The sequence below is a fragment of the Urinicoccus timonensis genome, assembly GCF_900232945.1.
Classification (GTDB): domain Bacteria; phylum Bacillota; class Clostridia; order Tissierellales; family Peptoniphilaceae; genus Urinicoccus; species Urinicoccus timonensis.
Genome location: NZ_OCTU01000002.1, coordinates 215,198 through 240,911 on the forward strand (window position 1 = coordinate 215,198; position 25,714 = coordinate 240,911).

Genomic DNA, 25,714 nt, shown 5'->3' on the forward strand with positions numbered 1-25,714 from the left:
TATTAATACGGGCTAGACGAGCTAGCCCCTACAGATCATCCAGCAAGTTACCCGAAAATCTCCCGATCCAATCCTTCCAATAAAAAGAAAAAATCGATGAGCCGTTAAAAAAATTCAATGTCTGAGCGAAGCGAGTTTTGAATTTTTAGGATTGGCTACTTTTTTCTTACCCCAAGTGCGTTAGGGTGAGAGGTAGGGGTTTGGGGAAGGATAGGGCGAATCAAGACGCCCTACCTCCTTCCCCAAGAATATAAGAAAAGGTAAATATAGAGAATAATGTAAATAGAAATATTCCCAATATTTACAAACCCAGATTCGCAACACGGGCGGCACAGGGCCGCCCCTACAATTAGAAAATCGAAGATTTCGGGTTAAATTATGGACAGGGCCACCCCGAGGCCCCTCCTAGACTATCCATCAAATCTTCCATTTTTTCAATCTTCTTCTTTAATGCCTGGCTTGGGTATGGTATAATATTTTTATAAATGGGCCAGGGATTTTAAGGTCTTTGGGCTTGTTTATTCAATTGAAAGAATGTTTGTAGAAAAGGAAGATGCGCGTTAAGTGTTTATGGAATGGAGATGCCATAAAACGAAGAGAGAACTCGCGATGCTCTTTCGATCCGCTGCGACATAGGACCTCCTATGCTAACAGCGAGAATAGGAGGTTGTTTTATATGAAATCTACATCTTCAAAACGTGTTTTATTTTTAGTTGTCATGGCTTTTTTTGTGGCCTTGCAAGTGGTGGTGGCCCGGGTGGTTTCTCTGGAAATCGGAAATGTTTTTCGGATTAACTTTGCCTTTATCGTGGCGGCTCTTTCTGGGGCTTTGTTGGGACCGATTCCGGCGGCTCTTTGTGGGGTCTTATCGGACTTTTTGGGTTTTATGGTCCGGCCTGTTGGGGCTTACCATCCGGGTTTTGCCTTTACGGCGGCCTTGGTGGGTCTAGCTTATGGCTATATGCTTCATAACAAGCGGCCGATTTCAATCCGAAATATTGTCCTAGCTTGTCTTTTCCAAGTGGTCATTTGCAACTTTTTATTAAATTCGGTTTGGATTATGTCTTTTACAGGGAATACTTATATGCAAACTTTGGCTGTTCGCCTTCCTGTGGAAGCGGTACAAGCTATTGTCAAGCCTATTGTTTTGGTCCTTGTGCTTCCCAAGATGGTTCCTCTTGTGGAAAAACAAGTGCATTTGGATTAGGAGTATGAATGTTTACGATAGAAGAAGTACAAGAGCTGCTGGATGAAGCAGCTCTTCGTTTACCCCAGGGGATTTTTGATGGTTTAACGGGGGGGGTGGTCTTGTCGGAAGAGGAGGTCTACCATCCGGATGATTTGAACCATGACTTGTTGATTATGGGCCAGTACCAGGTGGATTCTTTTGGGGCCCGGATTATGATTTATTATGGGTCTTTGATGAAGGTCTATGGGAATGAGTCCCGGGGTTTTTTATACCAGGAAGTGGAAAAGTTATTGCACCATGAGCTGCGGCACCATATTGAGCGTTTGGCCGGGGTCAATGACTTGGCTGAGGAGGATGCGGTCTTTTTAGAAGGCTATCGAAAGGGGCATCATGAATAAATTTTTAGGTCATTTGAACCAGGGCATCGGGGTCTTTTTTGACTATCTTTTGGGTGTTCTGATTACTCTTGTGTCGATTTTAGTGAATATTTTCGGCTCTTTAAAGGACTTATTGACGGCGGCTTTAACTTTTGGCGGGTGTTTTTTGTTCTTGGTTTTTTCCAATGTATTAATGTTTTCCCGCTATTCTTTTGTTTTTCTGCTGATTTTTATTTTTCCCTTTATTGGCAAGGTTGCTGTATCCTATCTCAAGTACTTGCAGTATATGGTGACGGAGTATTTTTATGAAAAGGCGGATTTTTACCTCCAAGGCAAGGATGCTTCTTTTGATTCTATGGGGGACTATGGTCGCCGCTACAAGAGGATCAGGGAGCAGGAGAGGATTCGCCAGGAGCAGGAAAGAATGCGGCAAGAACAGGCTCGTCGGGCGGCCCAAGAGGAGGCCTACCGTCGGCAATGGGAAGAGTTTGCCCGGTCTTTTGGTGAGCAGTTTACTTATGGTTATGGAAACCGGGAGTCCTACGGAGGCTACCAGGGAGCCAGCCAAGGAGGACCCGGGTCTGTGGGTTTTGCCGACCAATACGAAAAGGCCGCCGGGGTCTTGGGGATTTCTCCCATGGCAGACAAGTATGAGATTAAGCTGGCCTATCGGAAGTTGGCCAAGAAGTACCATCCAGACATTAACAAGGACCCTTCGGCCACCAAGAAGTTCCAGGAAATTAACGATGCTTATGAGTTTATGAATGAAGACAATATGAATCGTTACCAGGCAATGAAGAAGGGGTAAGGATTTAAGAGAGATTTGGGCTTGTGCCTGGGTCTCTTTTTTTTATTTTGGATTTTGTTCCCTATAATTGGTTTTTCTGAATATTTATATTGGACCTATATTTATATTTTCTGTTTATCAATACGGGCGATCACTGTCGATTTCTGCCAATCAGACTGCACTTCGTTTGTCTTCTTGGGAAATCTTAGTATCTGACCTACCTACGATTCGAGCTTTGCTCTCATCGGGTTAGGTCATGAACAAGGTCGCCCCTACAGACCATCCAAAAATATATCCCCAATATAAACAAACCCGAATCCACAACATGGGCGGCACAGGGCCGCCCCTACAGACCATCCAAAACTTTTCCCGGATATGTATCGATTCGACTATTTAAAATGAGGTCAAAAAATTTGAGATTCGTTAAAAAATTTTGCTGTTTGAGCGTAGCGAGTTCAAAATTTTTAGAATCTCAAATTTTTTGCTTCTTTCAGTGCGTTAGGGTGAGAGGTAGGGGTTTGGGGAAGGATAGGGCGAATCAAGACGCCCTACTTCCTTCCCCAAGATAAAGAGAAAAGAGTAGGTATAGGGAACAATGTAAATAGGGATAATCCTCGTATAACAATTCAGAATATATATCCACAAGGGAAGAGGGCAAATAAAAATAAGTCCCAAAAACTAAAAAAAGTCCAAGCAATTTTTTTCTTCTGTTTCTTTGTTGCCAGTTATTCGCATGATAAACATTTTCATGCCCCAGGCCTTTTATTTACTTGCTTCGGGGCTTGTGAAGAATTTATTTTTCTTGAACTTATGGTATAATAGGCATATAATAATCTTTGGAATGAAAGAAGGGATGTTTTGAAAAAAAGTATTGAAAGCATTCTTGATATTGACAGAAAGACAAGGGAGTTGGAAGAGGACACCAAGCGGTCTATTGACCAAATGGATGCATCTTTTCGCAAGGAACTTTCTTCTTTGGAGTATCAAAGGTCTAAAGAAGCTAAGGAAAAGGCGAAGAGGTCTTACGACGAAACCTTGGATTCTTTCGCAAGGGATATTGAATCGGTAAAAAGTGCTTCTCAGGTCCAATTAAAGTCCATGGATCTTGAGTATGGCAAGGTGAAGGATGCCTTGGTGGAACGTGCTTTTACGAAAATTCTTGGGAAAGAAAGTGTAGACAATGATCAATAAATTTGCTGCTATCAACGCAAAAATAGATCATATGTATGGTCAATTTCTAGAAGATGACGACATTTTAATGCTTGCTCGCAAGCAGGACTTGGAAGATGTTTTTCGAAGGGTCAATGACTATAATTTTTTAGACAAGTTTGATTCCTTTGAAAATGTATATGATGCTCAAGATGTCTTAGACGCTTATAAGAAGGACCAGGTCAACAAGCTGGCTCACTTTTTAACGGGGCCCTACAAGGAGTTTATGCAGGCCTACACCCGGAGTGAGGAGATGAATCGGCTGAAGTTGGTTTTACGCTGTCTCCGCTTCCACAAGGATGTGGGGGATTTGACTTTTAACCAGCTGGTGATTAACAAGCAAAAAATTCAGATTAAGAATGAGACAATCGCACAATTTATTGATAGACTAAAGATGACCAAGTATTACAGAATTTTGAAGCCTTATCAAAATGAGGAGGAGGATGTAATACTTTTTTATATGGAAATGAACCTGGACAAGCTCTACTATCAAGACTTGATAGGGGCTACGGCCAAGTTTTCTAAGGAAAACAAGGACTGGTTCAAGAAGACCTTTGGTCGCAAGATTGACTTGTTGAACATTCTCTGGATGGCCCGGGCCAAGAAGTACTATCAACTTTTACCGGAAGAAATCATGAACTTCTGTATTCTTGGTGGGGACTACTACAACTACAAGCGTCTATCGGACCTTTGTTATACGAAGTCGGAGGGGGAATTTTTAAAGAAGATTGCCCAAACGCCCTATGCCTTTTTGTTTGAAGGGGAGGATGTGTATTTATACAGCCACCGTAGGGCCAGTCGTTTCTTGTATTATTACTGCAAGAGCCAAATCAAGTTTTCTAAGGGGAACATGGGCAAGTTGTTTTGCTATTTGATTATCTTGGAAAGTGAGATGGATGACTTGAGAATCTTGTTTGAAAGTGCTCGTTTCCACATTCATACGGAGGATAAGCTGAAGTATTTAACGAGACATTTAGGACATATAGAAGGAAGTGAAGTTAATGGCTATTGAGCAAATGCGGATGATGAATTTAATTGGGCCCAAGCCCACCATGAATTCTGTCTTGGTGGATTTATTGCGCTTGGATGCTTGTGAATTTATTCATGCTCAAGGGGAAGTGGACAAGAATAATTTTGCCTTAAGTTTGGAAGATGAAAGCAACTTAGACAAGAATATTGAACTCAACTATGTCAAGCCCTTTGAGACCAGCCAGTCTCTAGACCAGGGACGGGACTTGCTCCAAGGACTTAGGGATTTTTATGGTTTCCAAGATATCGACCATGTCTATGCCGACAGGGTGGATATGACCAAGGACTACAGCCCCATCATCGATATGATGAAAAAGCAAAGGGCGGACCATGACCAAATCCACAAGAGTTTGGAGATTTTGGAGGAAATTGAAAATAACCGGGCTCTTTTTGACGATATTGACGCCAACTTGGAGGACTTGTCGGAGCTGGAAAATTTCAATGTCCGTTTTGGTTTTTTAACGGCGGAAGGTCGCTTTCGTTTAAAGAAGAATTATGGGAATATCCTGGCGGTTTTTTACCACACAGGGACTCTTGACAAGGACCGGGAAATTTATTTCACCATCTATCCACAGGAAATGGAAAATGAAATTGACCGGGTCTTAAAGTCTTTAGGCTGGATGGACATTGATATTTTGGGCCATGATGAACGGATCTCCAAGGATATCATCCTGAACTTGGATGTGGAAATCCAAGAACTTCGAAACCAAGGGGACCAAATTGAGGCAGAAAGGGTTCAATATGTCCAAGACCACCAAGAGGACATGAAGGAGGCCTTGGCCTATCTCTATTTAAAGGATAAGATTGAAGACTTAAAGACCATGATGTTGCAGTCAGACCACTATTATTTCTTATCTGCCTGGGTTGGGGTGTCGGATATTGAAGCCATCAAGGCCTTGGAAGGCAAGTACAAGGGCCTATCCATTGACTTTATTGATCCCAAGAAGAATTCCAACCCTCCTACAAAATTAAAGAATTGGAAATTTTTCAAGCCTTTTGAATTTTTGATCAATATGTACGGTACACCGAATTATTATGAATTTGATCCTACGGTGATCTTTGGGATTACCTATATGATCTTGTTTGGCGCCATGTTCGGTGATATTGGTCAAGGGGCAGTATTCTTCCTAGCAGGAATGGTCTTGTCCCGCAAGCTGGGCGCCTTTGGACAGCTTTTAAAACGTCTAGGCCTGTCGTCTATGGTCTTTGGGGCCTTGTACGGGTCGGTATTTGGTAGCGAGGAAATCTTCTCAGGCATCTGGTTTAAGCCCTTTGACCAAATCAACCGGACCCTGGTTACGGCCATTTGTTTTGGGGTTGTACTCTTGTTGATTTCTTATGTTCTTGGGATTTACAACCAAGTCAAGCAGGATGGAAAGAGCCAGGCCTTCTTTTCCAAAGAAGGGGTTTTGGGCCTGGTGATTTTCTTAAATGTCATTAGCATTGGGATTTATCTATTGACCAAGACAGTGATTATTCCAGTCTATGTCAGTGGGTTTTTCATCGTGCTCTCCTTGGTCTTGATGTTGTTCCAAGGACCGATTATAGAAAAGTTAAGCCACAAAAAAGTTGTAGAATCCAAGGTGGACTATTACACAGAAGGGATTTTCTCCCTGGTGGAAACCATGCTTTCTACGGTTACGGGGATTATTTCTTTTATCCGGGTGGGGGCTTTTGCCATCAACCATGTGGGCTTGTTTTTAGCCTTCCAAACCCTGGGTAAGATGATTGGGTCTTCCGGAGGAAATATGGTGGTTTTAATTATAGGGAACATTGTCATTATTGCCCTGGAAGGGTTGATTGTCTTTATCCAATCCTTGCGTTTGGAATATTATGAAATGTTCAGTCGTTTTTACAAGGGAAATGGCCGCTTGTTTAAGGCGGATAAGATATCCATGAAGGAGGATTAAAAAAATGGGGAAAATTATTTTGTTTTTATCTTTGACAGTTGTTGCGCTTTTTGCCGGGGCAGGTTTTCTTGCCTATAACAGGACAGAAAAGTCCAAGAAGTTTGTTCGTTCAGTGATTAAGTTAAACTTATTTATCTTTGTACCAGTTTTCATCTTCGGTCTTGTGACCCTGGTACCAGAAATCACCCAAGCTGCTAGTGAAAGTGCTTCTGCTAGTGGTCAAGGCCTGGGTTATTTGGCTGCTGGTTTATCCACTGGTCTTGCTGCCCTGGGTGCTGGTGTTGCGGTATCTAATGTAGGTTCTGCAGCCATTGGGGCTGTCAGTGAAGATCCAGACATTCTTGGTAAGTCCATGATTTACCTGGGACTTGCTGAAGGGATTGCCATTTACGGTCTGATTATTTCTATTATGATTTTAGGATCCCTATAATGCGCTCTTTGGCCTTAACGGATAATCGAGATATTTTAACTGGTTTGCGAATGGCAGGAATTGAAGGGGTCTTGTGTGGAGACGAGGAGTCCTTAAGGGACGAATTCCACCGGGCCCTGGCCAATGACAAGGTGGGCTTAATTGTCTTAACTACCAAGGGTTTTTATGCCCTGGAGGAGGAAGTCATTGATGTGAAGATGCACAGGGCATCTCCTCTAATTGTCACAATTCCGGAGATTGACGGTCAGATGGACCAAGATTTTATCTTAAAGTACATTCAAGAATCCATCGGTATTGGAATGAAGGATGATGCAAAGGAATGATTTATCTTGAAAAGAAAATCGCCATCTTTAATGAGATGGTGTATTTAAAAAAAGAAAAAGAGTCCAAGGAAAAAATAGAGGCGGAAAAAGCCCGGCTAGATCAAGCCTTGGCAGACAAGACCCGGGAAATGGACCAAAAGGAAGAGGATTTAATTGCCAGAAGGATCCAATTGGCCAAGGAACAGGGTTATGACCAAGTCATGAACACCAAGGAAGAAACCCGGATTGAGGTCTTAAAAAAAGAACAGGCCCTCTTCCAAGACTTTATCGCCAGCCTGAAGGACAAGTTAAGAGACTTTCGGGCAAGTGATGCCTATGTCCAAAGGGAAGGGGATATCTTCAAGGGGGTTTTGGCCGATGTCAATGAGGAAAGGATTAGGGTCTACCTCATAGACCAAGACCGAGACCGTTTGGAAGCTGTCTTTAACAAGATTGCCGAGGAAGAAGGAATCCACTTGGACTTTCTTCCCTTGGAAAAAAAGGCCCTGGGGGGCTTTATGGTATCGGACAAGGAAGAAAGCTTCTTTATCAATGCCAGCTTTCAAGCGAAAATTGATAGTTTGAATTATGAATTAGGAAAGATGCTGCATGATCAGTTGAAAGTTGAAGGTGGTATGGATTGAAAACAGCATATGTAAAAATTGTGGACGGTCCTGTTGTCAAAGCAACTGGTATGAAGGATTTCCAAGTAAGGGAAATGGTGGTTGTCGGGGAAAAGAAGTTAATCGGCGAAGTCATTTCCATAGAAGGGGACCTGGGAACCATCCAGGTCTATGAAGAAACAGAAGGCCTCAAGAGGGACGAAGAAATTCAATCCACTGGGGCACCCTTGAGTGTCAAGTTGGGCCCTGGCATGGTGTCTAATATCTTTGACGGGATCCAACGTCCCTTAAAGAACATCCAAGACAAGCACGGCAACTTCATGCCAGAAGGAATTGGCTTGATTTCTCTAGACCAAGAAAAGCTCTGGCCTGTGACCTTTACGGTGAAAAAGGGAGACTTTGTCCAAGAAGGAGAAATCTTCGGGACAGTTCCTGAAACGGATTCCATGACCCACCGGCTCTTGATTCCCATGGGGGTTTCTGGGACCATTGAAGAAATGGTGGAAGAGGGGTCCTACAATATAGAAGAGGTCCTCTTAAGGATCAAGGACGAAAACGACAAGGTCCATGAAGTGAAGATGGCCCAAGAATGGCCGGTCCGGGTTCCCCGTCCTGTGAAACACAGGAAGGCCACCCGGGAAATCCTCTTGACAGGGCAAAGGGTTTTGGATACCTTTTTCCCCATTGCCAAGGGGGGAACTTGTGCCGTTCCTGGTGGTTTCGGAACGGGTAAGACCATGACCCAACATCAAATTGCAAAATATTGTGACGCCGACTTGATTATCTATATTGGTTGTGGGGAACGGGGCAACGAAATGACCGAGGTTTTGGAAGACTTCCCAAACCTGGTGGACCCCTATACCAAGCAATCTCTTATGAACCGGACCATCTTAATTGCCAACACATCCAACATGCCGGTAGCTGCCCGGGAAGCCTCTATCTACACAGGGGTTACCATGGCAGAATACTTCCGGGACCAAGGATATGACGTGGCCCTGATGGCGGATTCTACCTCTCGTTGGGCGGAAGCCTTAAGGGAAATTTCCGGTCGTTTGGAAGAAATGCCAGCAGAAGAAGGCTATCCAGCCTACCTACCCTCTCGGGTAGCGGGCTTTTATGAACGGGCCGGGTCGGCAGAAACTTTTTCTGGCAAGGACGGGTCTGTTACCCTGATTGGGGCCGTATCCCCTGCTGGTGGAGACTTTTCCGAACCCGTTACAGAAAACACCAAGCGCTTTGTCAATGTCTTTTTGGCCCTGGACAAGAACCTGGCCTATGCAAGACACTATCCTGCCATCCAATGGATGACCTCCTATTCCCAATACATTAGCGATTTGAAAAACTACTATGAATTGGCCTTGGACGGGGACTTGGTGGGCTTAAGGAACAAGTGCATGGATATCCTCCACCAAGAAGCCAAGTTAAACGAAATTGTCCTCTTGGTTGGGGAAGAAGTTTTACCAGATGACCAAAGGTTACTTTTGGCCATTGCCCGGGTTTTAAAGGTGGGCTTTTTACAACAAAATGCCTTTAACAAAATCGACACCTTTGTGCCCTTGGAAAAGCAATACAATATGTTAAAAACCATTGACCACTTGTACGAAGCTGGGAAAAAGGCCTTGAGCCAAAGAATTCCCATCCGTCAAATTAAGAATGAAGACCTCTTTGGAAAAATTATCAACATGAAGTACAACATTGAAAATGACGATGAAGAAGCCTTTGTCCATTTGAACAATGAAATTGACAATTTTTACGAAGATTTGATAAAAGATAATAGGGGATGAGACATTGAAAAAAGAATATGTGCGTTTAAAACATGTGGAAGGTTCCATGATTGAACTTGACCGTTTGCACCACGTAGGCTTTGGGGAAATTGTTGAAATAAAATCCCTAGACACGGGGAAAAAACAAGTGGGTCAAGTGACAAAAATTGATGGAGATTCCTGTGTCCTTCAAGTATTTGGAGACAACCTGGGGGCTTCTACCAGGAACCGAAGTGTAACTTTTTTGGAAAAGCCCTTTGAGATTCCTGTATCCAAGGAAATTCTCGGCCGGGTTTTCAACGGAATTGGAGAGCCCATTGATGAAGGGGGCCCCATCTATTCTGATAAATTTTTAAATGTCAATGGACGGCCCATGAATCCGGTTTCTCGCCAATACCCTCGGAACTTTATCCAAACAGGGATTTCCTCCATTGACGCCCTAATGACCCTGATTCGGGGACAAAAGCTCCCTATCTTTTCCGGGTCTGGCCTGCCCCATAATGAACTGGCAGCCCAAATTGTCCGGCAAGCAAAGATCACCGGAGATGCAGGAGAAGACTCCTTTGCCATTGTCTTTGCAGCCATTGGGGTTAAGCACGATGAAGCCGACTACTTCCAAAATGCCTTTAAAAATTCTGGGGTTTCTGAAAAGGTCGTTATGTATATCAACTATGCCGATGACCCCATTATGGAACGGTTGATTGTGCCTAAGTGTGCCCTGACAGCGGCAGAATACTTGGCCTATGAAGAAAAGAAACACGTCTTGGTTATCATGACCGACATCACATCCTATGCCGAAGCCTTACGGGAAGTGTCCTCTTCTCGGGAAGAAGTACCCTCAAGAAAGGGCTACCCGGGCCATCTCTATTCTGACTTGGCCATGCTCTATGAACGGGCCGGGATGATCCAAGGCATTGATGGATCGGTAACCTTGATTCCCATCTTGACCATGCCAAATGATGACATCACCCACCCCATTGCCGACTTAACTGGTTATATTACTGAGGGGCAAATTGTACTTTCTCGAGACTTGGCAGGGCAGGGTCTTTATCCACCCATCCAGGTCCTACCCTCCCTGTCCCGGCTTATGAAGGACGGCATCGGGGAAGGCTATACCAGAAAGGACCACGACAGCCTGTCCTCCCAATTGTTTGCTTCTTATTCCAGGGTGCAAGAAGTGCGGGCCTTGGCGCAAATTATTGGAGCCGACGACTTGTCCCAAGAAGACCAAATGATCTTGAAGTTTGGCCAAGCCTTTGAAGACAAGTTTATCAACCAAGGCAGCGAAAGCAACCGAGATATTGAAACAACCCTGGACTTGGGTTGGGAACTCTTAAGACTCTTACCGGAAACCAGCCTGGACCGGATTTCTCCTGAATTAAAAGAAGAATTCTTGAGGAAAAAAGATGAGTAATCGTGTAATTCCCACCAAGGCCAACCTCTTGAACCTAAAAGACCAAGTGGCCTTTGCCCAAAAGGGATATGAACTTTTAGATAAGAAAAGAACCGTTTTGATCCAAGAAATGATGCGGTTAAATGGGGTGGCCAAGGACCTCCAAGGAGAAATCCATAAGATGATTGAACAATCCTATGGGTCCTTGATTGACGCCACCATTGTCATGGGGTCTGAAAATGTAGAAGGCCTCTCCCAATCTATGGCCCTGGAACCGGGCTTTGACCTCCAATCCAGGTCCGTTATGGGGGTGGAAGTGCCCAAGATCAACTACAAGAAACGTCCCCTAAAGACGGAGTATTCCTTCCACCAATCCACAGCCGCCTTTGACCAGGCTTCCTTGGATTTTAACCAACTTCTCTACTATATCTACCAGCTGGCAGAAATTGAAACCAGCGTCTTTCGGATTGCCCAAGAAATTAAGCAGACGGCCAAAAGGGCCAATGCCTTGGACAAGATCCAAATTCCCAAATTTACGGAAAATATCAAGATGATTGAAGACGTCTTGGCAGAAAAAGAAAGAGAAGACTTCTTTCGTTTGAAAAAAGTAAAGAAAAAAAGAGAAGATAAATAAAAGAACCCTTAAGCTTGACGGCTTAAGGGTTCTTTTTCTTTGGCTCTTATTTACAAATGTCTTCCAAGACCCGACGGTTGGCTTGGATGGTTTTTTCAATGATGTCTTCTGTATGGGCGTCGCTAAGGAAGATGGCTTCAAATTGGGCAGGAGCCATGATAAAGCCTTCCTTGACCATGCCTTGAAAGTACTTGGCATAGAGTTCAGTGTCGGCCTTTTGGACGTCGTCAAAGGACTTGATTTGGTCAAATTCTCCAAAGAAGAGGCTCAGCATGGAGTGGAAACGGGTGACCTTGCCAGGAATGCCTAGGTCAGTGAGGTTTTTGCTAAAGCCTTGGTCTAATTCATAGGCAAAGCGGTCTAATTTTTCGTAAATTTCTGGATGGGCTTCCAGGACTTTTAAGGTGTCCAGGCCGATTTTCATGGCCAGGGGGTTGCCGGACAGGGTTCCTGCCTGGTAGACCCCTCCCAGGGGAGAGAGTTTTTCCATAATTTCTTTGGACCCAGCAAAGGCTCCTACTGGAAGGCCACCACCGATGATTTTTCCATAGGTATAGAGGTCGGCCTTGACGTCAAAGTAGTCGCCAACAGACCCGTAACGGGTCCGAAAACCGGTAATGACTTCGTCAAAGATCAAGAGGGCCTTGTTGTCGTCGCAAAGTTTTCTCAGGCCTTGTAAAAATTCCTTGTCAGGAACCACAACCCCCATGTTGCCGGCAATGGGTTCGATGATAATACAGGCAATTTGGTCCTTGAATTGGTCAAATTTTTCCCGGACATCGGCCAGGTCGTTGTAGCGACAGACGATGGTGTCTTGGATGGTGCCTTGGGGAACTCCCAAAGAGGTTGGGGCATAGTAGGTCAGGGTTCCGGACCCACTCTTGACCAAGAGGCCGTCAGAATGGCCATGGTAGCAGCCCTCGAACTTGATAATCTTGTTGCGACCGGTGTAGCCCCGGGCTAGACGGATGGCGGACATGGTGGCTTCGGTGCCGGAGTTGACCATCCGGACCATGTCGGTTTTGGTGGCCCGGGTAAAGGTCTCGGCCATGGTAACTTCTACTTCAGAAGGTAGGCCCAGGGTTAGGACCTCTTCCAGGTAGCCTTGGGCTTTTTTTACCAGGTCCTCCCGACCATGGCCCAGGATCATGGGCCCCCAGGAGCAGATGTAGTCGATGTATTCCTTGCCATCAGTAGAATAGAGATGGCAGCCTTTGGCCTTGTTAAAGAAGATGGGGTCCATATGGACAGAGCCAAAGGCCCGGACCGGGGAGTTGACTCCTCCAGGAATGACTTGTTTGGCACGGTCAAAAAGGGTCATAGGTCGGCCTCCTTTAATTTTTTTGCCACTTCCTTGGCATGGTAGCTGATGATGATTTGGGCTCCGGCCCGTTTCATGGCAATCATGCTTTCGTAGATAATGGATTCATCCACCAGGCCTTGGGCAATGGCATTTTTCAACATGGAATATTCTCCACTGACATTGTAAACCACCAGGATGGTGTTGAAGTTTTCCTTGACTTCCTTGACGATGTCCAGGTAGGCCAGGGCGGGTTTGATGATGATAAAGTCGGCATCTTCCTCCAGGTCCAGGGCCACTTCTCTCAAGGCTTCTTGGCCATTGTGGAAGTCCATTTGGTAGGACTTGCGGTCCCCAAAGGAGGGGGCAGAATCGGCTGCTTGCCGGAAGGGGCCATAGTAGCTAGAGGCAAATTTTGCACTGTAGGCCATGATGGGGGTGTTTTCGTAGCCATTCATATCTAAAAGCTGGCGAATTTCCCGGACCCTAAAGTCCATCATGTCGGAGGGAGCCACAATATCGGCTCCAGCTTGGGCATGGGACAGGGCAATTTTTGCAATGTACTTGGTGGTGGTGTCGTTGATGACTTGGCCATCTTCATCCAGGATGCCACAGTGGCCATGGTCGGTGTATTCACACATACAGACGTCGGTTACGACTAAAAGGTTGGGGTGGAGGGACTTGATCTTTCGGACCCCTCTTTGGATGATGCCATCTTCAGCATAGGCTTGAGACCCGTGGGCGTCCTTGTGGTTGGGAATGCCAAAGAGGATGACCCCGGAGATGCCCAGGTCTTCAATTTCTTTGATTTCCTGGTTTAGTTGGTCCAGGGAAAAGTGGTAGACTCCCGGTAGGGAGGGGATTTCTTTCTTGATGCCCTCTCCTTCAACTAGGAAGAGGGGGTAGATAAAGTCCTTGGGAGAAAGGCTGGTTTCTTCCACCATCCTTCTCATCAAGGGGTTGTTTCTAATTCTTCGCATGCGCATGGTCTGCATCCTCCTTTATCCATTGGACCATGGACGGGATGGTGGCTTTTTCAGAGCATCCTGCAATTTCCAAGCCATGGGCCTGGATGGCCTGGCTGGTAATGGGTCCAATGCTGACAATTTTTGTATCTTTCAAACTTTCTTTTCCATAGTGGTCAACAAAGTTGTCCACGGTGGAGGAAGAGGTAAATAAAACATAGTCGATGGGGCCTGAAAGGTCTTCCATTTTTTCAGGCTTGATGTTTCGGTAGATGACCAGGTCGTCCACTTGGCCCAGGTCCCTGTATTGGTCCATGAGTTCCGGCCGGGACTTGTTGGAATGAGGAATAAAAAGTTTTTTGTCCGGGCTGGGGTCTTCCCTTAAGGCTTGGACCAGGGCTTCTCCCACATAGTCCTTGGGCACAAGGTCTGCCTTGAGACCATAGGACCTCAGGGCTTTTTCTGTTTTTTCGCCAATGACACAGAGCTTGACTGGGGCCAGGTCTCTTAAGTCTCTTACGGACAAATAGCTATCCATAAAGATTTCCAGGGCATTGACGGAGTGGAAGATGACATGGGTAAAGTCTTGGGCCAGGATCCGTTTTTCCAGGGTCTTCTTGTGGACCGCCTCTAATTGGATACAGGGGGCTTCAATGACTTGGGCTCCCAGGTCTCTTAGGGCCTTGGCCAGGCTGGAGGCTTGGCTCCTAGCCCGAGTAATGACAATCCGCTTGCCAAAGAGGGGGCGGGATTCGTAGAAGTTCAGGTCCTTTCTCAGATCCACCACCTCGCCAATGACAATGAGGCTGGGAGAGCCGAAGCCCTTGCCTTGGATGTCCTGGCAGATATTTTCCACAGTGGAGGTCAAGACCTTTTGGTCGGGATAGCCTCCGTGCATGATGACGGCACAGGGTCTCTTGGGGTTCATGCCGGCTTCTAAAAGTTCCCCTGTAATCAAGGGGAGGTTGTTGAGGCCCATGTAAAAGACCAGGGTGCCTTCTAATTTTGCATAGGAGTGGAAGTCTCCTGGGTCGCCCTTTTCCCGATGGCCGGTAATAAAGGAAACAGAGGTAGACTTGCCCCGGTGGGTGGCAGGAATTCCTGCATACATAAGGGAGACAATCCCTGATGTGACACCGGGAATGACTTCAAATTCGATACCGTGGTCCTTGCAGTAAAGGGCTTCTTCGCCACCACGACCAAAGACATAGGGGTCGCCTCCCTTGAGCCGGAGGACTTTTTTCCCCTCCAGAGCCTTTTCCACCATCAGGGCATTGGTTTGGTCCTGGGTCAGGTAGTGGTTGTTGGCGGCCTTGCCGGCATAGTAGACTTCTTTTTTATCCAGGTAGGGGGCAATGAGGTCGGGATTTAAAAGCCGGTCATAGATGACGACGTCGCAGTCTTCCAAGACCTTAAGGGCCCTTTGGGTAATGAGGTCGCTGGGGCCGATGCCGGCGCCTGTAATATATACTTTTCCTTTAGTCATAGACTTCCTCCTTTAGGGCTTGGGCCAAGTCTTGGGCCAGTTGGACTCCGTCTTCCAGGGGGCCTTCCAGGTCTTTTTGGCAAAAGACGCTGCCGTCTTCATTGCCAAAGCAGGCCCTTAGGTAGACCCTTTGGTCGTCAATCCGGCTGGAGATTCCCATGGGGCTTTGGCAACCCCCGTTGAGGGTCTTTTGGAAGGCCCTTTGAATTTGGTAACGGAGGGTGGTTTTTTCATGGGCCAGGGGTTTCAAGAGGTCTTGGATTTCCCTGTCGTCTTCCCGGACTTGCAGGGCCAGGATCCCCTGGCAGGGGGCGGGAATCAAGTCATCTTCTGAAAAGATGTGTTGGACCCGGTCCTGGTAGCCTGCCCGGATCAGGCCGGCATAGGCTAGGACCACTCCGTCTAAATTTTCGCTTTGGATTTTCCCCATGCGGGTTTCAATATTTCCCCGGATGGGAACGGTTTGGCAGTTGGGGTAGAGTTTTTTTAATTGCAGGGCCCGACGGAGGCTCCCGGTGCCGATTTTATAGGCACCGTCTTTTTTCAGAGGCTTGTTGTCCTTGGTAATTAAAACGTCCCGGGGGTCCTCCCCCTTAGGAGGGTCCACAAAACAAAGTCCGGGGGTGACTTCCCCGGGCATGTCCTTCATGGAGTGGATGGCCAGGTCAATTTTTCCGTCGAGGAGGGCTTGTTCAATTTCCTTGACAAAGACCCCCTTGCTGCCTACATCCTTGATGGCCTTGTGTAAAATTTCATCTCCCTTGGTGGAGATTTTGACAATTTCTATGGTTAAATCGGGGTAGTGGTCCTTAAGCATCTTGGCTACTAGCTGGGTCTGAACCACTGCTAGGTTGCTCTTCCGGGTCCCTAATCTGATCTTCATTCTTTTCCTCCAAATATTTTTTCACAGCGTCTTTATCTTTTTTATACAGGTCTTTTATAATTTGGCTCCGGTCCTGGGGATCTAAGTCTTTTAACTGGTTCCGGACCTGGGTTAAAAGGTCCAACTTTTCCAGGTCATAGCCTTCCAGGAAGTCTTGGACTTCTTGGCCAATGAGCTTGGTCAGGGTGGGGCTGAGGCCATCGGATGAAATGGTTCCATGGATGGGGCCTCTTTGGACAATCTTTTCCATAATAAAGGAAGAATCCCCCCTCTTGTCACAGCGGACATAGAGGATTTTTTTGGTCTTGGCATAGTCTTCCATGGCCTGGTTTAAGTCCGGGTCACTGGTGGCAATAACCAAGAGGTCGTAGCCCATAAAGACAAAGTCCTCTTTTAGGTATTGGCCCTTTAGGTGGAGCCGGTGGGGGTAGAGTCTCACCAGGTCTACCAGGTCTTGGGAAAAATCTTCGGCTAGGACATAGATTTCGAATTCTCCCCTTAAGAGGGACTTGATCTTACGGCTGGCAACTTGGCCCCCTCCCAGGACCAAGACTTTTTTATCAGTGGAATCAATGGAAATGGGGTAGTATTTCATGCTCCAAAAACCTCCTTTAATACGGATATGGTAATTTCTTTTCGGTCGCTTTCATCCATCTGCCGGACAGACAAGAGGGGCTCCCGGACCACCTTTTTCAAGGAAGATCGGACAATTTTTTCCACCTTGAGCTGCTCATTGTGGGTCAGGTCTGTTTTACGGAAGATATAGCGAAGGGTATCATCGGCAATTTCATCACAGCGTTGGTTTAAAGACTTCATAATGGGGTCCACCTTGGTCTCGGAAATCCAATGCTTGAGCTCTTGGATGACCTGGTCGATTTCTGGCTTGTAGCCATCCAGGATTCGTTTGTTTTCCTCCAGGTTGTGTTGGCCAATTTCTTGGAGGGAGTCAATGTCATACAAGGTGACATCCTCCAATTGAGCCACAGCTGGGTCCACATCCCGGGGCAGGGACAGGTCCATAATGGCCAGGGGCTTGGTCCGCCGCAAGAGGTCCCGGGAATTGATAATGGTGTGGGGGCTGGAGGTGGCTGTAATAAGAATGTCCACATCTACCAGGCCCTTGAGACGGTCCTCAAAGGGGAGGATTTCCAATTCATGGTATTTTTGCTGCATCTTAATGGAGTTTTCATAGGTCCGGTTGCAAGCCACCACCTCGGCTCCCCGTTCAATGAGGTAGCCCAGGGCCAGAGATCCCATTTCTCCCAGGCCGATGATCATACAGCGGGATAGGGAGAGGTCGAAAAGTTCCTCCATCTTCTTGACCCCGATATAGGCAATGGACACGGGCCGGTCGGAGACAGTGGATTCGGTCTTGACCCTCTTGGCAAAGGTAATGGCCTCCCGGAAGATCTTGTTTAGGATTTTTTGGGAACTGTTTAGGTCCATGGCCGTGGTATGGGCGTCGACGACTTGACCTAGGATTTGGTCCTCGCCAATGATCATGGAGTCCAGGCCAATGGCCACATAAAACAAGTGGTGGAGGGCCTGGTCTCCTATCTTGACAATGAGGTCCTTGTCCTTTAAATCCAGTTGAAAGTAGTCTCTTAAGTAGTCGGCTACCCTTTGGACATCCTGGTCTGGCTGGTTGGACAAAAAGTAAATTTCTGACCGGTTGCAGGTAGATAGGATGACCAATTCCAGGATGGACTCGTCGAGTAGGGAGTCCGTAACCTCGATAATGTCTGTTTCCTTAAAGTGGACTTTTTCCCGGATTTCAATGGGGGCAACATGGTGGTTAATACCAACGACACAAAATTTCATACTATAAACTCTCCTTCAATTTTTGCCTAGTTTATTCTTTTTTATTATATATCAAACAGGGGGAGAATTAAAGGCATGGAGGGAATCAAATGAAAATGATTTAGATTTATATTTTTAAGGGGCGGAAATGGGAAAAAGCCTGAGCTGACAGGAGGAGAGGGGAGAATTTTTAAAAAGAAAAGGAAAAATTTTCCATAAAAAAAGCACCCCGGAGGGTGCTTTAAGATTTAAACTAGGTCGTCTACATTTTTATAGTCCAAGCCAAGGTCGTCGGCAATTCCCTTGTTGGTAACATAGCCGGCTACGGTGTTCAGACCATTTCTGAGACCTTCAGATTCCCTGATGGCTTCCTTCCAACCCTTCTTGGCCAGAAGCAAAGCATACTTGGTGGTGGAGTTGGAAAGGGCAGCGGTGGAAGTCACGGCCACGGCACCGGGGATATTGGCTACGGCATAGTGGATGACATCGTGTTTGACGAAAACAGGGTCGTGGTGGGTGGTGGGGTGGTTTTCAGTTAATTCAGTAGACCCCCCTTGGTCAATGGCCACATCCACAATGACAGATCCTGCTTCCATTTCTTTGACCATGTCTTCGGTAATGAGCTTGGGAGCCTTACGACCGGGAATCAAGATGGTGGAGATAACCATGTCAGCGTGTTTTACACACTTTTCAATATTGTAGGGGTTGGAGAAGAGGGTTTCAATCTTGTCGCCAAAGATGTTGAAAAGTTCTCCCAGGCGTTCAATGTTGACATCCAAAACAGTAACCCGGGCCCCCATACCTACGGCAATCCGGGTGGCAGCTGTTCCTACAGTACCACCACCAACGACAACAACATGGGCTGGTTGGACACCAGGAACCCCTTGGAGGACGATGCCCTTGCCGCCATTGGGTTTGGTTAAGAAGTGGGCTCCTTCTTGGACAGCCATCCGGCCAGCTACTTCACTCATGGGTTTTAAGAGGGGAAGTTTGTGGTCTTCTTCCACAGTTTCAAAGGCAACAGCTGTAACCTTGTTTTCTACCAAGGCCTTGGTTAATTCAGGGTTGGCAGCCAAGTGGAGGTAGGTGTAGAGAATCAGCCCTTCACGGAAATATTTATATTCAGAAGCCAAGGGTTCCTTGACCTTGTAAATAAAGTCGGATTTTTCCCAAACATCCTTGGCTTGGTCCAGGATTTGGGCTCCAGCGTCTTCATAGGTATCGTCGGTAAAACCAGATTCAACCCCGGCCCCCTTTTCTACATAGACAGTATGTCCAGCTTGCACCAATTGGTAAACAGCCGCTGGAGTACAGGCCACACGACTTTCTTGTTCTTTAATTTCCTTGGGTACACCAATAATCATAGACTCACTCTCCTTTTTTTCTAATAAATAACTAAAACGAATAGGTTTATTTTATCATTTTTTAGGGCCCTTGTAAATTAGCAGGGAGCCCAGGGAAAAACTTCCAGGCCCGGAGGGTCAATTTAGGGAAAATTATCTGTAAATCAAGGCCTTTCCTTAGACAATGATATAAAAATGTAATATTTCTCAAAAAATCCTATGGTATAATAGACATATCGAAAGAACCTTTAAGGAGGGGAAATATTTATGAACAAAAATCGAAAATTTGTTAAGAGAAGCTTAGCTTTAGCCTTGTCCGCTGCTGTTTTAGCACCGGCAACCTTTATCCAAGCGGCTCAATTTAAAGATGTTCCAGCCAACCACTGGGCCTATTCTTACATTGATGCCATGAGTAGCCGGGGAGTAATTGCTGGTTATTCTGACCACACCTACAAACCTGCAAGAGAAGTTCAATTCCTAGAAGTCATGCGGTTAATTGAAGGAGTTATCAATCTTTCTTCTACAGAAACCAACAATGCCAAGGCCCAATACGGGGAAGTGGTCCGTCAAATGAACGTACCATCCTGGGCCCAACAATCCATTTGCGTGGCCCTTTACCGGGGAGTATTGGATGTAGAAACCCTAAACCAAGCCAAGAAAAACGGCATGGTATCCTACAATCCAACAGCCATTCCAGACCGGTCCAGCGTAGCCGTTTACTATGCTCGCGCCCTACAATTAAAGAAAAAATCAGACATTTCCAACTTGAAACAATCCGACTTGGCTTCCATCAACCAAGATGTGAAAGAATACCTGTCCGCCCTAGTGGATGCAGGAGTCTTTGATGCCTATGGAGCCAATGGTAAGTTTGAAGGAAAACGTGGCATTCGCCGGGATGAAATGGCCCGGATCACCCACGATGCCTACAAGTACAATGAAAAAGCAAGCCAAGAAAAGACCTTCGAAGGAAAGGTCACCCTGGTAAGCTCTGGTATTGGCAACAAGCAATTTGTTGTAGAAAAAGGCAATGAAAAATTAGCTGTTAACTACAATGAATCCACCAGCTTTAGTCTAAATGGAAAGACTGCCAAGGCAGAAGACCTGAAAGAAGGTCAAGAAGTCAAGGTCACCTATAAAGAAGTCGACACCAACCTCCAACAAACTGGTCGCCTGGCCAGCAAGGTAGAATTAAAGAAGACAGAAAGCTCTATCTATGGACGCTTTATCCGTTTGGACCGAGACAAGATTACCCTGGACTATACAGAAAATCAAAACACCTTTGACTTGATTAACGGACAATTAGTGTCCCAAGGACGGAAAGACTTTACCCTACCGAGAAATGTAAAAGTAACTTCTTACGGCTTAAACTACGACTTAAATAAGGTCCAAGTCAACGACATTGTAGAATTAAAATCCATCAATGGAGAATTAAAAGAAGTCAAGATTTATTCTCCTAACGGCTACCTTGAAGGGATTGTTGAAAAGGTAGAGGATTCCAAGACAACCTCTGCCAAGAAGGAAATTACCTTGAAGCTCAACAATGGGGAAAAAGAAACCTATTATGTAACCGACACTTACTTCAGCCTACCAAGAGTGGGAGACAGGGTTCGTTACAATGTCTACTACAAGCTTATTAACAAGGTTTCCATGGGTCAAAGTGGCCAACACATGGGAAGGGTTTATGACATCACCTATTCGGCATCTAGAAATGGATCTAGTCTTTTCCTAGACACCAGTGATGGACAAAGGACTGAATACCGCATTAAAGACACAGTAAAACTAAACAAAGACAATAGCTTTGTTTCATCCAGTCTGAGCCTGACAGACCTAGCAAACTTAAGGAATAAATATGTCCTAATCAATGTAAAAGAAGGTTACGTGGATGAAATAACTGAAATTACAGGGGTTAGTAACTTCTTTAGAGGCAGAGTGCGGATTCTAAGTGCAGAGTCAGATAGGAATGGTTTGGTTCGTTATGAGGCAGAACGTCTGGACAGAAACTATGTCTATAGGGAAACCATGACCTTCCAATTGGAAAAAAGCGCATGGGATTTAATTCGCGGCCAAGTTTATGAAATTGAAACCTTTGTCGATGCTAGTGGAAATCCAGTTGGAAAGACCATCAAATATAGACCTGAAGACACATCCCGTAGAGATTGGTATTCCCAACAAGCTCGTGAATTAAAATAAAAGTATAAACAATTCAAATAAAAAGAATCGGATCTAGGTCCGGTTCTTTTTTATTTGAAAAAAAGTAAAAAACTTTTTATAGAAAGTAAGGGGAGAAAGTAAAAAAGAATTTTAAATAAGAATACCTTGCAAATAAATTTTAAAATATTACAAGGATAAAAAGAAAATAAAATCTTCAAAACAAAGAAAAGCATTGGAAAATAGGCATTATTAAAAAATAAGAAAAAAGAGCAAATAATATGAAAAAGAGCACATATGATTAATTAACGATAATAAAAATGATTATTGACATCATTTAAATCCGATGTTAAGATAGATGTGTAAAAAATATTGCCTCGGCGGCGGCCTGGAAAGAGCCCTAAGGGCTACAAGATTTGTAGCTTGAGATTGCTTTACATAAAAGGCAACTCCTCTTCATAGTTTTCCAGGGTTGGACCAGGATCCGCCGGGGTCAGAAATAGGAGGAAGAAATGAAAAAAACAAAATTACTTTTACTTGTGGGGGTTTTATCCTGTTCCATGTTCTTATTTGCCTGTGGGCAAAAAGACAATGCAGGAAACAATGCTGCCCCAGCAAACAATGCGGCTGTCAATGCTGAAAATAATAAGGAAGAAGCCGGAGCGGAAGTCCAAGACGACAAGGTATCCTTGGCTGATTGGGAAGGGGAATGGAATAACATGGGTGGCTACTTGGAACGCCCTGAAGTCCAACCTGCCTACGAAGAATTGGCTAAAAAGGAAAATGTGGATGTTGCCAAGGCAAAAGCAGACTACCTTGCCAAGAGACAATGTGACTTTGACGGTTTAAAGATTGAAGGAGACAAGATCACCTACCTATCTACTTTCCCTGAAGACAAGGGACAAGCAAAAGGGGAAGGAACTTACAAGTTTGTTGAGTCAAAAGAAGTTCCCCATGGAAATGCTACTTTGGAATGGGATATTTTTGAAGCAGAAGGAGATGCTCCTTACAAGTATTTACTCATGATGCCTGTCCATGGTGAAGAAGCTCTAACCCACTTCCACATGCGCTATGGTAATGACAAGGATGAATTATTGGCCAAAGAAGGTTGGTTCCCAACTTTTGTCAAACCATCTTCAACCAATGATCAAATTATTGGAGAAATTGCAGAATAAAGAATTCTAAAATACCTTCAATAGAATAAGAAATAAAGATGAAAACAAGTGGGACAGGGCAACCTGTCCTTTCTTGTGTCAAGAAAGGAGGATCTTTTGCGAAAAAAAGGAAGATATCTTGTGGTCCTTTTGGCCCTGGCCTATCTGACGGCTTGTGGGGGAGGAGAGAAAAAAAGCAATAAACCCCTGGTTTATACGTCCTTTTTCCCCATCCAAGACATGACCAAGATGATTGCTGGAGATACAGTGGATGTGGAATCTTTTATGCCAGTGGACAAGGAACCCCACCTTTGGGAGCCCTCTCCCAAGGACATGAAAAAATTGGCTAAGGCGGACCTCTTGGTGGTCAATGGGGCCAATATGGAACCTTGGTTGGACCAGGTCAAGGAAAACTTGCCCAAGCTGGACATTTTAAAATTGTCCGACAGTGTGGACTTGATTTCCTACAAGGGAGCAGCTGCTGTTGGGGACTTTCAATACATGACTGAATTGGACCTGGATAAGCAGAAGCATGAAATTGAATTTGGCCATACCCATGAAAATGTTATGCGGGTTTGTTTTTTCAAACAGGATGGGTCAAAAATTGAAGACCTGGTTAAAAAAGGGAAAAAATATATGGAGGCCAAGGGGAAATTGGTGCCCCAAAATTCTACCATTGAGGTGGAAGAGGGCAAGGTTTACGGTCTTGAAATGGGCCATGAGTCTGGACAAATCTACTACAAGGTGCCCCAGGAGGGGAAGTGGGTTTTTATCAGTGACCGGATTTCAGAAGACCTCTTGCCTTACTACCTCCAAGATTCTGATGGAGAGCTTTTAAAGGACAAGGGGAAGCAAAAAGACTTGTTGGAAGGGTCTTCTTCAGGCCTGGACAAGATTACCTATGACCCCCATTCCTGGTTGTCTGTAGTCAATGGGAAAAAGTATTTTAATGCCATCCAGGATAAGCTTATTGAAAAGTATCCAGAAAATGCCCGGCTCTATAAGAAAAACAAGCTCAAGTGCGTGGACAAGTTGACGGACCTGGATGCCCAATATAATGAAAAATTCAAGGCCCTAGACAGGCGGGAATTTTTAGTGGTCCACTATGCCTATGCCTATATGGCCCGGGACTTTAACTTGATCCAATACCCCCTCCAAGGTCTAACCAGTTTGGAATCGCCATCTTTAAAGACTATCCGAAAGGCTGTAGACTTTGCCCGAGACCGGAAGATTGACACGGTCTTCTATGAATATGGCAAGCCTCCCAAGGAGGCCCAGGCTCTGGCCGAAGAAATTGGCGGCAAGGTGGCGCCCTTGGCTTCTATGGAGTTTGTCACGGCGGACCAAAAGAAGAACAAGCAGGGCTATTTGGACCTGATGGAAATGAACATTCAAAACCTATATGAATCTCTAGAAAAAGGAGGTGGCCAGTGAAGGCTGTTGAAATAAAAGACTTAACCTTTGCCTATGGGCAAGAAGATGTTTTAAGAGACTGTCAACTCCAGGTGGAGACTGGGGAAATGACCTTGATCCTAGGGGGCAACGGAAGTGGGAAATCCACCCTCTTAAAGCTCATGCTGGGGGAACTCAAGGCCCAAAAGGGAGAAATCCAAGTCTTGGGCAAGAGAATCCAAGACTACCGATCTTTTAAAAAGATTGGCTATGTCCCCCAAATTAATATTGTCAATAAGATTGCCTTTCCCATAACCTGTTTAGAGCTGGTGGCTCTAAACCTCTATGAGGACTTTGGCCTGGTTAAAATTCCCAGAAAGAAACACTATGCCAAAGCGGAGAAGATTTTAGAAGACATGGGACTGGGAGACTACAAAAAAACCCCAGTGAACGAATTATCTGGAGGCCTCCAACAAAGAGCCATGATTTGTCGGGCCATGATCAAGGAACCAGAGCTTTTAATCCTAGACGAACCTACAGCTGGAGTGGACAAGGTTAATAAGGAAAAATTTTTCCAAACCATTGCCCATTTGAACCAGGACCTGGGCATTACTATCATCATGGTTACCCATGAATTAAAGGAAGTGGAATCCTGCTTGGAAATTGCTCGCCGTTACAGTATTGAAGAAGGGAGGTTGGTCCAATGTTAGAATTTGCCTTTATGCGCAAGGCTCTTTTGGCGGGCCTGCTCTTGTCTATTATGATTCCCATGATTGGGGTGGTTATGGTTAACCGAAAGACCTCCATGATTGGGGATGCTCTATCCCATACAGCCCTGGCCGGAGTTGGAATGGGCTTGATTTTGGGCTTCGACCCCCTGGTGGGATCAGCCATCGTCTGTGTTATTGCGGCCTTTTTAATTGAAGTGATCCGGAAGAAGTTTCCCCAATATGGGGATATGGCTACGGCCGTGATCATGTCTACAGGCCTGGGGATTGCAGCCATCTTGTCCGACTTTGCCCCTGGAGGGAATTCTTTTGAATCCTACCTCTTTGGGTCTATATCCTCGGTAACTAGCATGGATGTCGTCAATATCAGCCTGGTCTTTGTGGCCATCTTGTGTGCATCCATAGCGGCCTATTCGGGTCTTTTGGCCATCTCCATTGACCCCAACCTGGCCCGGATGTCCGGGGTCAAGGTCAAGGCCATGAATGCTGTCTTTACCTTCTTATCGGCCATTACCATTGCTTTGGCCGTAAAGATTGTAGGGGCCCTGATGGTGACCTCCCTGGTTGTTCTACCTGTAGCCACTTCTTTAATTGTGGCCCGGTCCTATAAGTCAGCCTATCTTTTGACCATTGGCCTGGGGGTCATCTATATGATGGTGGGGATTATCCTCTCCTTTTACCTGGACATCAAACCCGGTGGAGCCATTGTAGTCAATGCTGTCTTGGGGATGCTGGTTTTTGTCCTCTATCGAAAAGTTCGCAAGGCCTAGGCCAACTTAAAAAAGTAAGGCAATGATATTTCCTATCAAAAAGTGTTTTGAAAGTTTCCCTTGAGGGTAAATGAAAGATAAGATTCCTTTGAATCAAAT

At 45.5% G+C, this 25,714-nt stretch carries 24 protein-coding genes and 1 riboswitch; of the genes, 17 read left to right on the plus strand and 7 right to left on the minus strand.

Annotation, left to right across the window (positions count from 1 at the left end; translation table 11 throughout):
- Positions 1-539 precede the first annotated feature (539 nt).
- A riboswitch (THF riboswitch) is annotated at positions 540-630 on the plus strand.
- A gap of 46 nt (positions 631-676) precedes the next feature.
- The 12 genes from CS898_RS05120 to CS898_RS05175 all read left to right on the plus strand — a co-directional run bounded on the left by CS898_RS05120 (position 677) and on the right by CS898_RS05175 (position 11,646).
- Entirely contained in the window at positions 677-1,207 is a 531-nt protein-coding gene (locus tag CS898_RS05120; RefSeq protein WP_159459130.1) for a folate family ECF transporter S component, read from the plus strand.
- 8 nt (positions 1,208-1,215) lie between these two features.
- Positions 1,216-1,587 (plus strand): metallopeptidase family protein, encoded by a 372-nt coding sequence (locus tag CS898_RS05125; RefSeq protein ID WP_009432033.1) that lies wholly within the window; start codon positions 1,216-1,218, stop codon positions 1,585-1,587.
- Positions 1,580-2,374, plus strand: a complete 795-nt coding sequence (locus tag CS898_RS05130) for a DnaJ domain-containing protein (protein WP_099208347.1) — start codon at positions 1,580-1,582, stop codon at positions 2,372-2,374. The genes CS898_RS05125 and CS898_RS05130 overlap by 8 nt, the downstream gene beginning before the upstream one ends.
- Before the next feature lie 837 nt (positions 2,375-3,211).
- On the plus strand, positions 3,212-3,544 hold the full coding sequence (locus tag CS898_RS05135; RefSeq protein WP_009431589.1) for a hypothetical protein: 333 nt from the start codon (positions 3,212-3,214) through the stop codon (positions 3,542-3,544).
- The gene (locus CS898_RS05140) at positions 3,534-4,574 is read left to right on the plus strand and encodes a V-type ATPase subunit (RefSeq protein WP_099208348.1); all 1,041 of its coding nucleotides are present in this window, start codon (positions 3,534-3,536) and stop codon (positions 4,572-4,574) included. The genes CS898_RS05135 and CS898_RS05140 overlap by 11 nt, the downstream gene beginning before the upstream one ends.
- Positions 4,564-6,501 (plus strand): V-type ATP synthase subunit I, encoded by a 1,938-nt coding sequence (locus CS898_RS05145; RefSeq protein WP_099208349.1) that lies wholly within the window; start codon positions 4,564-4,566, stop codon positions 6,499-6,501. The genes CS898_RS05140 and CS898_RS05145 overlap by 11 nt, the downstream gene beginning before the upstream one ends.
- 4 nt (positions 6,502-6,505) lie before the next feature.
- On the plus strand, positions 6,506-6,931 hold the full coding sequence (locus CS898_RS05150) for an ATP synthase subunit C (RefSeq protein WP_009430784.1): 426 nt from the start codon (positions 6,506-6,508) through the stop codon (positions 6,929-6,931).
- Complete coding sequence (locus tag CS898_RS05155; protein WP_099208350.1) at positions 6,931-7,254, plus strand: V-type ATP synthase subunit F; 324 nt, start codon at positions 6,931-6,933, stop codon at positions 7,252-7,254. Before CS898_RS05150 ends, CS898_RS05155 begins: the two co-directional genes overlap by 1 nt.
- Positions 7,251-7,877, plus strand: a complete 627-nt coding sequence (locus CS898_RS05160; protein WP_009430473.1) for a hypothetical protein — start codon at positions 7,251-7,253, stop codon at positions 7,875-7,877. Before CS898_RS05155 ends, CS898_RS05160 begins: the two co-directional genes overlap by 4 nt.
- Positions 7,874-9,640: a V-type ATP synthase subunit A gene (locus CS898_RS05165; RefSeq protein ID WP_099208351.1), complete on the plus strand. Its 1,767-nt coding sequence runs from the start codon at positions 7,874-7,876 to the stop codon at positions 9,638-9,640. The genes CS898_RS05160 and CS898_RS05165 overlap by 4 nt, the downstream gene beginning before the upstream one ends.
- 4 nt (positions 9,641-9,644) lie before the next feature.
- Positions 9,645-11,033: a V-type ATP synthase subunit B gene (locus CS898_RS05170; protein ID WP_009431086.1), complete on the plus strand. Its 1,389-nt coding sequence runs from the start codon at positions 9,645-9,647 to the stop codon at positions 11,031-11,033.
- A complete protein-coding gene (locus tag CS898_RS05175; protein ID WP_034440755.1) occupies positions 11,026-11,646 on the plus strand; it encodes a V-type ATP synthase subunit D in 621 nt (206 codons plus the stop codon). The genes CS898_RS05170 and CS898_RS05175 overlap by 8 nt, the downstream gene beginning before the upstream one ends.
- A 46-nt stretch (positions 11,647-11,692) precedes the next feature.
- On the opposite strand, the gene hemL is transcribed toward CS898_RS05175, so the two are convergent.
- The 7 genes from hemL to ald form a co-directional block, all read right to left on the minus strand.
- Positions 11,693-12,967 (minus strand): glutamate-1-semialdehyde 2,1-aminomutase, encoded by a 1,275-nt coding sequence (gene hemL, locus CS898_RS05180; protein WP_099208352.1) that lies wholly within the window; start codon positions 12,965-12,967, stop codon positions 11,693-11,695.
- Positions 12,964-13,932 (minus strand): porphobilinogen synthase, encoded by a 969-nt coding sequence (gene hemB / locus CS898_RS05185; protein WP_234976025.1) that lies wholly within the window; start codon positions 13,930-13,932, stop codon positions 12,964-12,966. The genes hemL and hemB overlap by 4 nt, the downstream gene beginning before the upstream one ends.
- Positions 13,913-15,397, minus strand: a complete 1,485-nt coding sequence (gene cobA / locus CS898_RS05190; RefSeq protein WP_099208354.1) for a uroporphyrinogen-III C-methyltransferase — start codon at positions 15,395-15,397, stop codon at positions 13,913-13,915. Before cobA ends, hemB begins: the two co-directional genes overlap by 20 nt.
- Positions 15,390-16,280: a hydroxymethylbilane synthase gene (gene hemC / locus CS898_RS05195; protein ID WP_099208355.1), complete on the minus strand. Its 891-nt coding sequence runs from the start codon at positions 16,278-16,280 to the stop codon at positions 15,390-15,392. The genes cobA and hemC overlap by 8 nt, the downstream gene beginning before the upstream one ends.
- Positions 16,207-16,875, minus strand: a complete 669-nt coding sequence (locus CS898_RS05200; RefSeq protein WP_099208356.1) for a precorrin-2 dehydrogenase/sirohydrochlorin ferrochelatase family protein — start codon at positions 16,873-16,875, stop codon at positions 16,207-16,209. Before CS898_RS05200 ends, hemC begins: the two co-directional genes overlap by 74 nt.
- Entirely contained in the window at positions 16,872-18,101 is a 1,230-nt protein-coding gene (hemA, locus tag CS898_RS05205) for a glutamyl-tRNA reductase (protein WP_099208357.1), read from the minus strand. The genes CS898_RS05200 and hemA overlap by 4 nt, the downstream gene beginning before the upstream one ends.
- Before the next feature lie 227 nt (positions 18,102-18,328).
- Positions 18,329-19,444 (minus strand): alanine dehydrogenase, encoded by a 1,116-nt coding sequence (gene ald, locus CS898_RS05210; protein WP_099208358.1) that lies wholly within the window; start codon positions 19,442-19,444, stop codon positions 18,329-18,331.
- Between the two features lie 246 nt (positions 19,445-19,690).
- Here ald and CS898_RS05215 point away from each other — a divergent pair, with 246 nt between their 5' ends.
- The 5 genes from CS898_RS05215 (at position 19,691) to CS898_RS05235 (ending at position 25,615) form a co-directional block, all read left to right on the plus strand.
- Positions 19,691-21,613 carry an S-layer homology domain-containing protein gene (locus CS898_RS05215; protein ID WP_099208359.1) on the plus strand — a complete coding sequence of 641 codons (1,923 nt, stop codon included), beginning with the start codon at positions 19,691-19,693 and terminating at the stop codon, positions 21,611-21,613.
- Positions 21,614-22,083: 470 nt separating this feature from the next.
- Entirely contained in the window at positions 22,084-22,746 is a 663-nt protein-coding gene (locus CS898_RS05220; RefSeq protein ID WP_099208360.1) for a ZinT/AdcA family metal-binding protein, read from the plus strand.
- 96 nt (positions 22,747-22,842) lie between these two features.
- The gene (locus CS898_RS05225; protein WP_099208361.1) at positions 22,843-24,159 is read left to right on the plus strand and encodes a metal ABC transporter solute-binding protein, Zn/Mn family; all 1,317 of its coding nucleotides are present in this window, start codon (positions 22,843-22,845) and stop codon (positions 24,157-24,159) included.
- A complete protein-coding gene (locus tag CS898_RS05230) occupies positions 24,156-24,827 on the plus strand; it encodes a metal ABC transporter ATP-binding protein (RefSeq protein WP_009431057.1) in 672 nt (223 codons plus the stop codon). The genes CS898_RS05225 and CS898_RS05230 overlap by 4 nt, the downstream gene beginning before the upstream one ends.
- Entirely contained in the window at positions 24,821-25,615 is a 795-nt protein-coding gene (locus tag CS898_RS05235) for a metal ABC transporter permease (RefSeq protein WP_009431525.1), read from the plus strand. Before CS898_RS05230 ends, CS898_RS05235 begins: the two co-directional genes overlap by 7 nt.
- Positions 25,616-25,714: the final 99 nt, after the last annotated feature.

Bases quoted from the DNA above. Each gene is read 5' to 3' on its own strand.
- CS898_RS05200 (WP_099208356.1), bottom strand. From the start codon at position 16,875: ATGAAATACTACCCCATTTCCATTGATTCCACTGATAAAAAAGTCTTG.
- ald (WP_099208358.1), bottom strand. From the start codon at position 19,444: ATGATTATTGGTGTACCCAAGGAAATTAAAGAACAAGAAAGTCGTGTG.
- hemB (WP_234976025.1), bottom strand. From the start codon at position 13,932: ATGCGCATGCGAAGAATTAGAAACAACCCCTTGATGAGAAGGATGGTG.
- CS898_RS05130 (WP_099208347.1), top strand. From the start codon at position 1,580: ATGAATAAATTTTTAGGTCATTTGAACCAGGGCATCGGGGTCTTTTTT.
- hemL (WP_099208352.1), bottom strand. From the start codon at position 12,967: ATGACCCTTTTTGACCGTGCCAAACAAGTCATTCCTGGAGGAGTCAAC.
- CS898_RS05220 (WP_099208360.1), top strand. From the start codon at position 22,084: ATGAAAAAAACAAAATTACTTTTACTTGTGGGGGTTTTATCCTGTTCC.
- CS898_RS05160 (WP_009430473.1), top strand. From the start codon at position 7,251: ATGATTTATCTTGAAAAGAAAATCGCCATCTTTAATGAGATGGTGTAT.
- CS898_RS05125 (WP_009432033.1), top strand. From the start codon at position 1,216: ATGTTTACGATAGAAGAAGTACAAGAGCTGCTGGATGAAGCAGCTCTT.
- hemA (WP_099208357.1), bottom strand. From the start codon at position 18,101: ATGAAATTTTGTGTCGTTGGTATTAACCACCATGTTGCCCCCATTGAA.
- CS898_RS05215 (WP_099208359.1), top strand. From the start codon at position 19,691: ATGAACAAAAATCGAAAATTTGTTAAGAGAAGCTTAGCTTTAGCCTTG.
- CS898_RS05120 (WP_159459130.1), top strand. From the start codon at position 677: ATGAAATCTACATCTTCAAAACGTGTTTTATTTTTAGTTGTCATGGCT.
- hemC (WP_099208355.1), bottom strand. From the start codon at position 16,280: ATGAAGATCAGATTAGGGACCCGGAAGAGCAACCTAGCAGTGGTTCAG.
- CS898_RS05140 (WP_099208348.1), top strand. From the start codon at position 3,534: ATGATCAATAAATTTGCTGCTATCAACGCAAAAATAGATCATATGTAT.
- CS898_RS05235 (WP_009431525.1), top strand. From the start codon at position 24,821: ATGTTAGAATTTGCCTTTATGCGCAAGGCTCTTTTGGCGGGCCTGCTC.
- CS898_RS05145 (WP_099208349.1), top strand. From the start codon at position 4,564: ATGGCTATTGAGCAAATGCGGATGATGAATTTAATTGGGCCCAAGCCC.
- cobA (WP_099208354.1), bottom strand. From the start codon at position 15,397: ATGACTAAAGGAAAAGTATATATTACAGGCGCCGGCATCGGCCCCAGC.
- CS898_RS05175 (WP_034440755.1), top strand. From the start codon at position 11,026: ATGAGTAATCGTGTAATTCCCACCAAGGCCAACCTCTTGAACCTAAAA.
- CS898_RS05155 (WP_099208350.1), top strand. From the start codon at position 6,931: ATGCGCTCTTTGGCCTTAACGGATAATCGAGATATTTTAACTGGTTTG.
- CS898_RS05150 (WP_009430784.1), top strand. From the start codon at position 6,506: ATGGGGAAAATTATTTTGTTTTTATCTTTGACAGTTGTTGCGCTTTTT.